This is a genomic window from Bacillus sp. FSL K6-0993 (genome assembly GCF_037977205.1).
Classification (GTDB): Bacteria; Bacillota; Bacilli; order Bacillales; family Bacillaceae; genus Bacillus; species Bacillus subtilis.
The window spans coordinates 2415298-2428521 of record NZ_CP150275.1 but is presented as its reverse complement, the minus strand read 5'-3'; the positions used below and the strand labels follow the sequence as shown (position 1 = coordinate 2428521).

Below are 13224 nucleotides of genomic sequence, written 5' to 3'. Positions count from 1 at the left end.
CGAAAGGGGGCGGTAGATTGAAGCGCTTTCGATGGGTTTTGCTTTTGGCCGTGCTGATCATAGCAGGCCGTGCAGAAATTGTACAAGCAGCTGGTAATGCAGAACAAACGGAAGACCATGCTGAAACAGCCGAGCAATTAGCGGAAAGGACAGCAGCCTCGCTTGAAACAGATAAGATCGGGGATTTTTGGAATGACATTATGACAGAATACGGCGGACTGCTGCCGGAAAGCCAAAAAGGCAGCTTAATGGAGTTTATCAATGGCGATAAATCATTCTCACCGCAAGAATGGCTGAAAGCTCTCTTTTCTTATTTGTTTCATGAAGTGCTTGCCAATGGAAAGCTGCTGGGCACATTGATTTTGCTCACGATTTTTTGCGTCATTCTGCAGCTTCTGCAAAATGCTTTTCAGCAAAGCACCGTCAGTAAGGTCGCTTACTCAATTGTGTACATGGTGCTGATTATCCTTGCGCTTAATAGCTTTCATGTGGCAATTAACTATGCAACTGAGGCGATTCAGACGATGACCAGCTTTATCCTGGCGCTCATTCCGCTCCTCTTGGCGCTTTTGGCTTCCTCAGGCGGAGCTGTATCTGCTGCCTTCTTTCATCCTGTTATCCTCTTTCTGATGAACACGAGCGGTCTCTTGATTCAGAATATCGTCATGCCGCTGATTTTTTTATCAGCGATTCTGAGCATTGTCAGCACGATGACCGAACAATACAAAGTAACGCAGCTGGCCAACCTGCTCAGAAATATCGCCATCGGAGCACTGGCTGTTTTTCTCACCATCTTTCTCGGCGTCATCTCTGTTCAGGGAGCCTCAGCTGCAGTGACAGACGGCATTACGCTCAGGACGGCTAAATTTATAACCGGAAATTTTATTCCTGTGCTTGGCCGAATGTTTACAGACGCAACAGATACAGTAATCAGCGCCTCTTTACTGCTGAAAAATACGGTAGGGATTCTCGGTGTCGCTATTTTGATCTGTATCGCGGCATTTCCGGCAATCAAAGTGCTTTCCCTCGCTTTTATTTATAAGCTGGCAGCCGCGATTCTTCAGCCGCTTGGAGGCGGGCCCGTCATCACCTGCCTCGACGTCATCAGCAAAAGCGTCATTTATATTTTTGCAGCTCTCGCCATTGTGTCTCTCATGTTTTTTTTAAGCCTTACTGTCATAATCACAGCCGGAAACCTCACGATGATGATGAAATGAAGGAGGCAGGCGAATGAGTTTTTTAACGGAATGGCTTACCACCATCGTGTTGTTTATCCTATTTGCAATTGTGATTGATATGCTGCTGCCGAGCTCCAGCATGCAAAAGTACGCAAAAATGGTAGTCAGCCTGCTCTTGATTGTCGTCATGCTTACGCCGATTTTTAAACTTTTCAAGACAGACCCCGAAGTCATCTTTGAATATCTCACAAAAAACGGGCAGTCAGAGTCTGCCGACATAAAAAATCAAATCAATTCAAAAAAAATAGAAATACAAGCTTCCCAGCGCGCATATATTCTAGAAGAAATGGCTGTCCAACTAAAAAAGAAAGCGGAGGAGAGATTCAGTCATGATGAATATAAAGTAGGCCGCATCAAACTCACGGCAGGAGAAAAGGTAGATTCAGAAGAGGATATTAAAACAATCAGCGTGTATATGGCCCCGTCTTCTGAAAAAACGGTCCAAACGGTCGCGCCGGTCCACATTGATACAGATCATGCATACGTAACGAAAGAAGCAGCCGAACAAAAAGAAGCCAAACAGATACAAACGCAGCTCGCGGACATTTGGGAAATCGGAAGTGAGAAAATTACGGTTCATATGGAAGGCGGGGAGAATGTCGGCAATGAATAAAAACGGATTATGGAATGTATTGAAAAAGCAGTTTCTTCCGGGACAAACGAAGGACGGCGAAAAGCCGAAGCTGACCAAATATCATTACTTTCTATTCGTTTTTGTTCTCGGAGTTTCCTTTATGCTTGTCAGCCAGCTGTTTTCTTCACCTGAGAAAACAGAAAACGCCAAAACGATAACGGCCGTATCATCGCAACATTCCGCAGACAGCAAAGAGAAAACAGCTGAAGTGTTTAAAGCCTCAAAATCTGATAAACCTAAAGACTCGATCGATGACTATGAAAAAGAATACGAAAATCAGCTGAAAGAAATTCTTGAAACAATCATTGGTGTGGACGATGTCTCGGTTGTCGTGAACGTAGATGCAACGTCGCTGAAAGTATACGAAAAAAACAAATCAAACAAAAATACAACCACTGAAGAAACTGACAAAGAAGGCGGAACAAGAAGCGTTACAGACCAAACATCGGAGGAAGAAATCGTCATGATCAAAAACGGCGATAAAGAAACACCTGTCGTCGTCCAAACGAAAAAACCTGATATACGCGGTGTACTCGTTGTTGCTCAAGGAGTGGACAACGTTCAAATAAAACAAACCATTATCGAAGCGGTGACACGGGTCCTGGATGTTCCAAGCCACCGGGTTGCGGTTGCCCCTAAAAAAATAAAGGAGGATTCATAAATGCTTAAAAAACAAACCGTTTGGCTATTAACAATGCTCAGTCTTGTCGTGGTGTTAAGCGTCTACTATATCATGTCGCCGGAAAGCAAAAACGCCGTGCAGATGCAAAGTGAAAAAAGCGCGTCTGACAGCGGAGAGGTCGCAACTGAAAAAGCGCCTGCCAAGCAAGACACGAAGGAAAAAAGCGGTACAGAAACTGAAAAAGGAAAAGAAGATGGAACAAAGGGAACGAAAGATTCATCAGCAGACAAGGAAACATCCGCTGAAGCCAGTGAAAAAGGAACTGTTGTTACGGAAACAGCCGATGATGATCTGTTTACAACGTACCGTCTTGATTTAGAAGATGCCAGAAGCAAAGAAAGAGAAGAGCTGAATGCCATTGTGTCAAGCGATGATGCAACAGCCAAGGAGAAAAGCGAGGCATACGATAAAATGACGGCTCTCAGTGAAGTGGAAGGAACAGAAAAACAGCTGGAAACGCTGATTAAAACACAAGGTTACGAGGATGCGCTCGTTAATGCTGAAGGAGATAAAATCAATATTACAGTCAAATCAGACAAACACTCCAAATCGAAGGCGACAGCCATTATAGACCTTGTCGCAAAAGAAATCAAAACAATGAAAGATGTCGCTGTCACATTTGAACCATCCAAGTAAGAAAGAGGAAAAAGAAGCCCGCTAAACAAGCGGGCTTTTTGCGTTGCTGTCATATTAGAGTTGAATTCAAAAGTCCGCTCCTGTAAGATGAACATAGTATGTACTTTTAGTAGTAACCTATAAAAAAAGAAATTTCATACATAGGAGTGCGATTGAATGTTAAATATCAAAGAAATCCACGAGCTGATTAAAGCAATTGACGAGTCTACAATTGACGAATTCGTATATGAAAATGAAGGTGTATCCTTAAAACTGAAAAAACACGAAGCAGGCACGGTTCAAGTCATGCAGCAGGCACCGGCAGCACCTGTACAAGCACAGGCTCCGCAGGCAGTTCAGCCGCAAGCGCAGCAAGCAGCGGCACCTGCCCAAGAAGCACCAAAACAAGATGAGAATCTGCATAAAATCACTTCACCAATGGTAGGAACATTTTATGCTTCTTCATCACCGGAAGCTGGCCCGTATGTAACAGCCGGTTCAAAAGTAAATGAAAACACAGTTGTCTGCATTGTAGAAGCGATGAAGCTTTTCAACGAAATCGAAGCAGAAGTGAAAGGCGAAATCGTTGAAGTATTAGTAGAAAACGGCCAGCTGGTCGAATACGGACAACCTCTATTTCTTGTAAAAGCGGAGTAAGGAGACTTAACATGATTAAAAAGCTATTGATCGCCAACAGAGGAGAAATTGCTGTCAGAATCATCAGAGCCTGCAGAGAGCTCGGAATTGAGACTGTCGCTGTTTATTCAGAAGCTGATAAAGATGCCCTTCATGTTCAAATGGCCGATGAAGCTTTTTGTATCGGACCGAAAGCATCAAAAGACAGCTATTTAAACGTTACAAATATTGTGAGTGTTGCAAAGCTGACTGGCACGGACGCCATTCATCCGGGATACGGATTTTTAGCTGAAAATGCTGATTTCGCTGAATTATGTGAAGAAGTTAATGTCACGTTTGTCGGTCCGAGCGCTGACGCCATTTCAAAAATGGGAACAAAAGACGTTGCGCGGGAAACGATGAAACAGGCCGGCGTGCCAATCGTACCGGGTTCACAGGGAATTATAGAAAATGTGGAAGAAGCGGTTTCGCTTGCTAATGAAATTGGGTATCCTGTAATTATAAAAGCCACCGCAGGCGGAGGCGGAAAAGGAATTAGGGTTGCCCGCACTGAAGAGGAACTGATTAATGGCATTAAGATTACACAGCAGGAAGCGGCAACTGCATTTGGGAATCCAGGTGTATACATCGAAAAATACATAGAAGATTTTCGCCATGTTGAGATCCAAGTGCTTGCTGATAACTACGGAAATACGATTCATTTGGGCGAACGCGACTGCTCGATCCAAAGACGCCTGCAAAAGCTTTTGGAAGAATCACCATCTCCTGCCCTTGATTCAGAAATCAGGGAGCAAATGGGAGATGCAGCGGTAAAGGCTGCAAAAGCGGTTGGCTATACAGGTGCTGGAACAGTTGAATTTATCTATGACTACAATGAACAGCGCTATTACTTCATGGAAATGAACACGAGAATTCAGGTAGAGCACCCAGTCACAGAAATGGTGACGGGAACTGACCTGATCAAGGAACAAATCAAAGTGGCATCAGGAATGGAACTGAGCCTCAAGCAAGAAGATGTTGAATTTGAAGGCTGGGCAATCGAATGCCGAATCAACGCAGAAAACCCAAGTAAAAATTTCATGCCGTCACCTGGTGAAATTAAAATGTACCTGCCTCCTGGCGGTCTTGGTGTCCGTGTCGATTCAGCTGCGTACCCTGGCTATTCCATCCCACCGTACTATGACAGCATGATTGCAAAGGTAATCACATACGGAAAAACGAGGGATGAAGCGATTGCCCGCATGAAGCGCGCATTGGGCGAATTCGTCATCGAAGGCATTGAGACAACAATCCCTTTCCATTTAAAACTGCTTGAACACGAAACATTTGTGAGCGGAGAGTTTAATACGAAATTTTTAGAAACATATGATGTAATGGGCTCATAATTTTTACGGAGGTGAATTGAATGAAAGACAACAGCTTGCTTAAAATGGATCACGAAGATACGCATTTGGGTAAGGTTGAGATTGCACCGGAGGTCATTGAGGTCATTGCCGGCATTGCAGCATCAGAAGTTGATGGTGTTGCCGAAATGCGCGGAAACTTTGCGACAGGCGTCGTCGAGCGTTTTGGCAAAGTGAATCATGGCAAAGGTGTCAAAGTCGACCTGGCGGATGCCGGAATTACGATCGATGTATACTGTGTCGTTACATTTGGCGTTTCGATTCCGAAAGTTGCAGCATCCGTTCAGGAAAACATTCGTCAAACCTTATTAAATATGACGTCTCTTTCGATTAACGAGATCAATATTCACATCGTCGGCATTCAATTTGACACAAAAGCCCAAGAAGTCCAAATCGACGAAGAAATGTAAATGGCTTAACACGAAACCAAGGGGAGGGCGGCCCTTTGGTTTTTTTACACGTTACCCTTTATTTCAAAGCATGAAGAAAGCCGGCTTAAATAGCCGAGTTTCTTCATGATCGTGAAATCCGAATGATCATATTAAGGTGTGTGAAAATATTCGGTAATAGGGTAAAAAAACCTTGATTTCAATATGCGGATACGAAAAAAATATGTTATGATCTCTTTGTGGCTTAACGACAAGCGGATAAAGAGGATCAAAGGAGAAAGAAAATGAAAAGAAGAACAGCAAGAGAAAAAGCTTTGCAGGCACTATTTCAAATTGATGTCAGCGATATTGCAGTGAATGAAGCCATAGAACACGCACTGGATGAAGAAAAAACAGATCCTTTCTTTGAACAGCTTGTACACGGGGTATTGGAACACCAAGACCAGCTGGATGAAATGATCTCCAAGCATCTGGTGAATTGGAAGCTCGATCGGATTGCCAATGTTGACCGTGCGATTTTGCGCTTGGCAGCATATGAAATGGCATATGCCGAAGACATTCCGGTGAATGTCTCCATGAACGAAGCGATTGAGCTGGCAAAACGGTTTGGTGATGACAAAGCGACAAAGTTTGTAAACGGGGTTCTTTCTAACATTAAATCTGATATTGAACAATCATAGGAGGAAAGAAAATGACTGCAACAATCATCGACGGAAAAGAAACGGCTAGAGAAAAACGCGAACAATTGGCAAAAGAGGTAGAAGAGCTTAAAAAGCAAGGCGTCACTCCCGGACTGGCGGTTATATTGATTGGAGATGACCCTGCTTCTCACTCTTACGTGCGAGGAAAGAAAAAAGCAGCAGAAACAATGGGAATGAATTTCAAGCTCGATCAATTTGACAGCAGCCTCACAGAAGCTGAACTGCTTTCCGTTATTGATCAATATAACCAAGACCCTGAGTTTCATGGCATTCTCGTTCAGCTTCCGCTCCCAGACCATATTTCTGAAAAAGCGGTGATCGAACGTATCTCCCCTGATAAAGATGTAGACGGTTTTCATCCGTTAAACGTAGGGAAAATGCTGCTTGGCGAAGATACGTTTCTTCCTTGCACGCCTCATGGAATTGTTGAGCTTTTGAAGAAAACCAATATTGACCTTTCCGGTAAAGAGGTTGTTGTAGTCGGCCGAAGCAACATTGTCGGCAAACCTGTCGGCCAGCTTTTATTAAATGAAAACGCGACGGTTACTTACTGTCATTCAAGAACAGAAAATATTACTGAACATACGAAAAAAGCGGACATCCTGGTGGTGGCAGTCGGCAGAGCCAACTTCATCAGTGCAGACCAGATCAAAGAGGGCGCTGTTGTCATTGACGTTGGCGTTAACCGTCTGGAAAACGGAAAGCTTTGCGGAGACGTTGAATTTGAAGGGGCGAAGGAAAAAGCGTCCTTCATCACGCCGGTTCCGGGCGGAGTAGGTCCGATGACCATCACGATGCTTGCGCATAATACTGTTAAATCTGCGAAACGTACGTTATCATAGATAATTGGAGATATTCACAGGCGAAATGTTTACCCGCCTTGAATATGAGCACGATACCCGCTTCTTCAGGCTCCTAAAGCCAGGGCGGGTTTTCTTTAGTTATGGTGCAGGAATGCTTAGGAGAGGAGTTTTTAGACATGGGTGAAGCAGCGTATGTGACCGTCTCAGCGCTGACAAAGTATATAAAACGAAAATTCGATGTAGATCCTCACCTTGAAAATATTTGGATTAAAGGCGAATTGTCGAATGTAAAGATACACACACGAGGGCATATTTATTTCACTTTAAAAGACGAAAACGCAAGAATGCAGTCGGTGATGTTCGCGAGACAAAGCGAGCGTCTGCCTTTTAAACCTGAAAACGGAATGAAAGTGCTGGTCAGAGGCGGAATTTCCGTATATGAACCGAGCGGAAACTATCAATTATATGCCAAAGAAATGCAGCCTGACGGGGTTGGAGCGCTTTATTTAGCGTACGAAGAATTAAAAAAGAAGCTTGCCGGAGAAGGTTTATTTGACGACCGCTACAAAAAACAAATCCCCGCATTTCCAGCCACAATCGGGGTTGTGACATCTCCAACGGGTGCCGCTGTCAGAGACGTTATTACAACTCTAAAAAGAAGATATCCCCTTGTAAAAGTCATTGTTCTTCCAGCGCTCGTACAAGGTGAAAATGCGAGCAGATCCATCGTTACGCGCATTGAAGAGGCAAATGAAAAAGAGATTTGCGACGTACTAATTGTCGGGAGAGGCGGCGGTTCGATAGAAGAACTGTGGGCGTTCAATGAAGAAATTGTAGCACGCGCCATCTTTGCTTCCAATATTCCGATTATATCGGCAGTCGGACATGAGACGGATTTTACGATCAGTGATTTTGTCGCCGATATCAGAGCCGCGACGCCGACAGGTGCAGCTGAGATTGCTGTGCCTCATACCACTGATTTAATCGAACGGACAAAAACAGCGGAAGTCAGAATGACAAGAGCAATGCAGCAGCATCTCGGCCAGAAAAAAGAACGGATCCAAACGCTGCAATCGTCTTATGCCTTTCGTTTTCCAAAGCGTTTGTATGCGCAAAAAGAGCAGCAGTTTGACCTCGCGTACCAGCAGTTTCAAGCGCAGCTGACCGCTCTTTTAGATCGGAAAAGCAGACAGCTGGAGCGTGAAACGTACAGGTTAGAGGCACTGCATCCTCATGAACAGCTGAAACAAGCGAGAACACGATACCAGGAACAAACAAATCAGCTGAGAAAAAATATGAATATCCAAATGAAGCAGCTGCATTCCCAATTTCAAACCGTTCTTGGCAAGCTGAATGCACTAAGTCCTCTTCAAGTGATGGAAAGAGGATACAGCTTGGCTTATAAAGAAGATAAACTCATTAAAAGTGTCAGTCAGATAGAAGAGCAGGACCGGCTTGAAGTCAAGCTGAAGGATGGCGTGCTGACCTGTGAAGTATTAGAAAAGAGAGGGGAAGAAAAATGACAGACGTGAAAAAAAATGAAAACATGACATTTGAAGAAGCGATGAAAGGGCTTGAGAGCATCGTATCAAAGCTTGAAGAGGGAGATGTGCCTCTAGAGCAAGCCATTAACTATTTCCAAGAAGGCATGGCTCTGTCAAAAATGTGCCATGAAAAGCTGCAAAAAGTCGAAAAGCAAATGGATTTCATTTTAAAAGAAGACGGAGAACTGGCACCTTTCAGTGTTCAGGAGGAAGACGAAGGTGACAAATAAATTAACGAGCTTTCTGGCGGACCGGAAAAAAACAATTGAAAATCAGCTTTCTGTCTATACAGAAAAGCTGGATATGCCGGACTCATTAAAGAAATCTATGCTGTATTCTCTAGAGGCCGGCGGAAAGCGGTTGCGGCCTCTGATTGTACTGGCTGTTTTAAACGCATATGGAAAAAGCGAAAAAGACGGCATTCCGGTCGGTTGTGCTGTCGAAATGATTCACACGTATTCGTTAATTCACGATGATCTTCCATGCATGGATGATGACGATTTGCGCCGCGGGAAGCCGACAAACCATAAAGTGTTTGGTGAAGCGACGGCAGTATTAGCGGGTGACGGGCTGCTCACAGAAAGCTTTAAGCTGATTACCTCCCACGTGTCAGACGAGGTGTCAGCAGAAAAGCGCCTGCGGCTTGTGAATGAACTGATTTCAGCGGCAGGCACCGAAGGCATGGTCGGGGGGCAAGTAGCTGATATGGAAGCGGAAAACCGACAAGTCACGCTTGAAGAGCTCGAATCCATTCATGAACGGAAAACTGCCAAGCTTCTTGGCTTTTGTGTAATCTCTGGTGCTATTTTGGCTGATGCGCCTGAGGAAGACATTGAAACACTGCGTACCTTCAGCAGCCACATTGGAATCGGATTTCAAATCAGAGACGATATTTTAGATTTAGAAGGCAGTGAAGAGAAAATCGGCAAACGTGTCGGCTCGGATACCACAAATGACAAATCGACATACCCGTCGCTTCTTTCATTGGAAGGGGCCAAACATAAATTGGATGTTCATATAAAAGAGGCGAAGCGATTGATCGGCGGACTCTCTCTTCAAAAAGACCTTTTATATGAGCTTTGTGATTTAATTGCGGCAAGAGATCACTAAAACGATCCTAATTTGAAGCGGCTGCACGAGATATGGTAAAATGTAAACAGTTTATATGAAAAATGAAAAGGAAAAGCGCGTTTGTCTTTTTTTATGTCTGAGATTATTGTCAGCTCGGCATGCAAAAGACATGTATCATTGCAGAAATTCATGCTGAAAGTGAGTTGATCCGCTTTGGATCTTTTATCAATACAGGACCCGTCGTTTTTAAAAAACATGTCCATTGATGAATTAGAGAAATTAAGTGATGAAATCCGTCAGTTTTTAATTACAAGTTTATCCGCTTCCGGCGGCCACATCGGCCCAAACTTAGGGGTCGTAGAGCTTACTGTTGCTCTGCATAAGGAATTTAACAGCCCGAAAGACAAATTTTTATGGGATGTAGGCCATCAGTCGTATGTCCATAAGCTGCTGACAGGACGCGGAAAAGAATTTGCGACGCTTCGCCAGTACAAAGGGCTTTGCGGATTTCCAAAGCGGAGTGAAAGCGAGCACGATGTTTGGGAAACCGGGCACAGCTCGACTTCTCTGTCAGGAGCGATGGGAATGGCAGCTGCCCGTGATATTAAAGGAACGGATGAATATATTATTCCGATCATTGGTGACGGCGCGCTGACCGGCGGTATGGCGCTCGAAGCCCTTAACCACATCGGCGACGAGAAAAAAGACATGATTGTCATCCTTAATGATAATGAAATGAGTATTGCACCAAATGTCGGTGCCATTCACTCTATGCTCGGACGGCTCCGTACTGCGGGGAAATACCAGTGGGTCAAAGATGAGCTTGAATACTTATTTAAAAAGATTCCGGCAGTTGGGGGCAAGCTTGCCGCCACGGCGGAACGGGTCAAAGACAGCCTGAAATACATGCTCGTCTCCGGAATGTTTTTCGAGGAGCTCGGTTTTACGTATTTGGGCCCAGTGGACGGACATTCTTATCATGAGCTGATTGAGAATCTTCAATACGCCAAAAAAACGAAAGGCCCTGTTCTTCTGCACGTCATCACGAAAAAAGGGAAGGGGTACAAACCGGCTGAGACCGATACGATTGGAACATGGCATGGTACCGGACCATATAAAATTAATACCGGCGACTTTGTAAAGCCGAAAGCCGCAGCTCCTTCGTGGAGCGGCCTTGTCAGCGGAACTGTGCAGCGAATGGCGCGCGAGGACGGACGCATAGTAGCCATTACGCCGGCTATGCCTGTCGGTTCAAAGCTTGAAGGTTTCGCAAAGGAATTCCCTGACCGGATGTTCGACGTAGGAATCGCAGAACAGCATGCCGCAACGATGGCGGCAGCTATGGCAATGCAGGGTATGAAGCCGTTTTTGGCGATTTACTCAACCTTCCTGCAAAGGGCATATGACCAAGTTGTTCATGACATCTGCCGCCAAAACGCCAATGTGTTTATTGGAATTGACCGTGCAGGACTCGTTGGCGCTGATGGAGAGACACATCAAGGCGTGTTTGATATTGCGTTTATGCGCCACATTCCAAACATGGTCTTAATGATGCCGAAAGACGAAAATGAAGGCCAGCACATGGTTCATACAGCACTTAGCTATGACGAAGGCCCGATAGCGATGCGTTTTCCGCGCGGAAACGGACTCGGCGTAAAAATGGATGAACAGTTGAAAACGATTCCGATCGGTACGTGGGAGGTGCTGCGTCCAGGGAACGATGCTGTCATCTTAACATTCGGCACAACAATCGAAATGGCGATTGAAGCAGCCGAAGAGCTGCAGAAAGAAGGCCTTTCCGTGCGCGTTGTGAATGCGCGTTTTATTAAGCCGATTGATGAAAAGATGATGAAGAGTATCCTAAAAGAAGGCTTGCCAATTTTAACAATTGAAGAAGCGGTCTTAGAAGGCGGTTTCGGAAGCTCGATTTTAGAATTCGCTCATGATCAAGGTGAATATCATACTCCGATTGACAGAATGGGTATACCTGATCGGTTTATTGAACACGGAAGCGTAACAGCGCTTCTTGAGGAAATTGGACTGACAAAACAGCAGGTGGCAAATCGTATTAGATTACTGATGCCGCCAAAGACACACAAAGGAATTGGATCATGACGTCAAAGAAAGAACGATTAGATGTATTATTAGTGGAAAGAGGGCTGGCGGAAACGCGTGAAAAAGCCAAAAGAGCCATTATGGCGGGGATCGTCTATTCAAACGAAAACCGCTTGGACAAGCCTGGAGAAAAAATTGATCGCGACCTTCCGCTAACAGTCAAAGGAAACCCGCTGAAGTATGTGAGCAGGGGCGGCTTAAAGCTCGAAAAAGCGCTGAAGGAATTTCCCGTCTCTGTCAAAGATAAAATTATGATTGATATTGGCTCCTCCACCGGCGGTTTTACGGACTGCGCTTTGCAAAATGGAGCTAAACAGTCATACGCTGTGGATGTAGGCTATAATCAGCTTGCGTGGAAGCTTAGACAAGATGAACGGGTCGTCGTGATGGAACGGACGAACTTTCGTTATGCAACACCGGCAGACTTTCCAAAGGGCATGCCGGAGTTTGCCACAATTGATGTGTCCTTTATTTCACTGCGGCTCATCCTGCCTGTCCTAAGGACTTTACTCGTACCGGGCAGCGACTGCATGGCTCTAGTTAAGCCTCAGTTTGAAGCGGGACGGGAATCCGTCGGCAAAAAAGGGATTGTCAGAGATCCTAAAGTGCATGCTGATGTGCTCAAGCGAATGATCAGTTTTTCTGCCGCTGAAGGCTATATCTGTAAAGGCTTGTCATTTTCTCCAATCACGGGAGGAGACGGAAATATTGAGTTTCTCCTTCATTTGCATTGGCCGGGAGAGGGACAGGAAGGCCAGGAGCTGCCGGAAGAAGAGATCATGCGCGTTGTAGAAGAAGCACATAAGACGTTAAAAGAAAAAAAAGCAGATGTACCGGAATAATAGGGCGCTATTATTCCTTTTTTCTGCATTCATGTACAATGTGCAGAGAATCATATAACATAAAAGAACAGATAAGCTTGGAAATAGAGGTGCTTACATGAACAAAGGCCAGAGGCATATTAAAATCAGAGAGATCATTACAAGCAATGAAATCGAAACGCAGGATGAATTGGTCGACATGCTAAAGCAGGATGGATACAAAGTAACGCAGGCCACGGTATCACGGGATATTAAAGAACTTCACCTTGTAAAAGTGCCTACAAATAATGGTTCTTATAAATACAGTCTTCCGGCGGACCAGCGTTTCAATCCGCTGTCTAAGCTAAAGCGGGCATTGATGGACGCATTTGTGAAAATAGACTCAGCAAGCCATATGATCGTGCTGAAAACGATGCCGGGCAATGCTCAGGCAATCGGGGCGCTGATGGACAATTTGGACTGGGATGAAATTATGGGAACCATTTGCGGAGATGACACGATTTTAATTATTTGCCGGACTCCTGGAGATACAGACGGTGTAAAAAACAGGCTCCTTGAACTGCTGTAACAGA

At 44.8% G+C, this 13224-nt stretch carries 15 protein-coding genes; all 15 read left to right on the top strand.

The window, feature by feature from the left end; genetic code table 11:
• Positions 1 to 17: 17 nt before the first annotated feature.
• The 15 genes from spoIIIAE (at position 18) to argR (ending at position 13220) form a co-directional block, all read left to right on the top strand.
• Positions 18 to 1217 (top strand): stage III sporulation protein AE, encoded by a 1200-nt coding sequence (gene spoIIIAE / locus MHH79_RS12565; RefSeq protein WP_063335285.1) that lies wholly within the window; start codon positions 18 to 20, stop codon positions 1215 to 1217.
• Positions 1218 to 1230: 13 nt separating this feature from the next.
• Positions 1231 to 1851, top strand: coding sequence for a stage III sporulation protein AF (spoIIIAF, locus tag MHH79_RS12560; protein ID WP_015483425.1), 621 nt, complete (start codon positions 1231 to 1233; stop codon positions 1849 to 1851).
• Positions 1844 to 2533 (top strand): stage III sporulation protein AG, encoded by a 690-nt coding sequence (spoIIIAG, locus tag MHH79_RS12555; protein ID WP_014477307.1) that lies wholly within the window; start codon positions 1844 to 1846, stop codon positions 2531 to 2533. Before spoIIIAF ends, spoIIIAG begins: the two co-directional genes overlap by 8 nt.
• A complete protein-coding gene (gene spoIIIAH, locus MHH79_RS12550) occupies positions 2534 to 3190 on the top strand; it encodes a stage III sporulation ratchet engulfment protein SpoIIIAH (RefSeq protein ID WP_003230250.1) in 657 nt (218 codons plus the stop codon).
• 156 nt (positions 3191 to 3346) lie between these two features.
• Positions 3347 to 3826: an acetyl-CoA carboxylase biotin carboxyl carrier protein gene (gene accB, locus MHH79_RS12545; RefSeq protein ID WP_003230252.1), complete on the top strand. Its 480-nt coding sequence runs from the start codon at positions 3347 to 3349 to the stop codon at positions 3824 to 3826.
• 11 nt (positions 3827 to 3837) lie between these two features.
• On the top strand, positions 3838 to 5190 hold the full coding sequence (accC, locus tag MHH79_RS12540) for an acetyl-CoA carboxylase biotin carboxylase subunit (RefSeq protein WP_014477306.1): 1353 nt from the start codon (positions 3838 to 3840) through the stop codon (positions 5188 to 5190).
• Positions 5191 to 5210: 20 nt separating this feature from the next.
• Positions 5211 to 5618, top strand: coding sequence for a fatty acid biosynthesis protein YqhY (yqhY, locus tag MHH79_RS12535; RefSeq protein ID WP_063335284.1), 408 nt, complete (start codon positions 5211 to 5213; stop codon positions 5616 to 5618).
• Between the two features lie 263 nt (positions 5619 to 5881).
• The gene (gene nusB, locus MHH79_RS12530) at positions 5882 to 6277 is read left to right on the top strand and encodes a transcription antitermination factor NusB (RefSeq protein WP_003230256.1); all 396 of its coding nucleotides are present in this window, start codon (positions 5882 to 5884) and stop codon (positions 6275 to 6277) included.
• A gap of 11 nt (positions 6278 to 6288) precedes the next feature.
• Positions 6289 to 7140 (top strand): bifunctional methylenetetrahydrofolate dehydrogenase/methenyltetrahydrofolate cyclohydrolase FolD, encoded by an 852-nt coding sequence (folD, locus tag MHH79_RS12525; protein WP_015384072.1) that lies wholly within the window; start codon positions 6289 to 6291, stop codon positions 7138 to 7140.
• 137 nt (positions 7141 to 7277) lie between these two features.
• Positions 7278 to 8624: an exodeoxyribonuclease VII large subunit gene (gene xseA, locus MHH79_RS12520; protein WP_015251733.1), complete on the top strand. Its 1347-nt coding sequence runs from the start codon at positions 7278 to 7280 to the stop codon at positions 8622 to 8624.
• The gene (locus MHH79_RS12515; RefSeq protein ID WP_003226409.1) at positions 8621 to 8875 is read left to right on the top strand and encodes an exodeoxyribonuclease VII small subunit; all 255 of its coding nucleotides are present in this window, start codon (positions 8621 to 8623) and stop codon (positions 8873 to 8875) included. The genes xseA and MHH79_RS12515 overlap by 4 nt, the downstream gene beginning before the upstream one ends.
• A complete protein-coding gene (locus MHH79_RS12510; protein WP_063335283.1) occupies positions 8865 to 9755 on the top strand; it encodes a polyprenyl synthetase family protein in 891 nt (296 codons plus the stop codon). Before MHH79_RS12515 ends, MHH79_RS12510 begins: the two co-directional genes overlap by 11 nt.
• Before the next feature lie 174 nt (positions 9756 to 9929).
• Positions 9930 to 11831, top strand: a complete 1902-nt coding sequence (dxs, locus tag MHH79_RS12505) for a 1-deoxy-D-xylulose-5-phosphate synthase (protein WP_003245985.1) — start codon at positions 9930 to 9932, stop codon at positions 11829 to 11831.
• Positions 11828 to 12673, top strand: coding sequence for a TlyA family RNA methyltransferase (locus MHH79_RS12500; RefSeq protein ID WP_327844505.1), 846 nt, complete (start codon positions 11828 to 11830; stop codon positions 12671 to 12673). Before dxs ends, MHH79_RS12500 begins: the two co-directional genes overlap by 4 nt.
• 97 nt (positions 12674 to 12770) lie before the next feature.
• Complete coding sequence (argR, locus tag MHH79_RS12495) at positions 12771 to 13220, top strand: arginine repressor ArgR (protein WP_015384067.1); 450 nt, start codon at positions 12771 to 12773, stop codon at positions 13218 to 13220.
• The last annotated feature ends 4 nt before the right edge of the window (positions 13221 to 13224 follow it).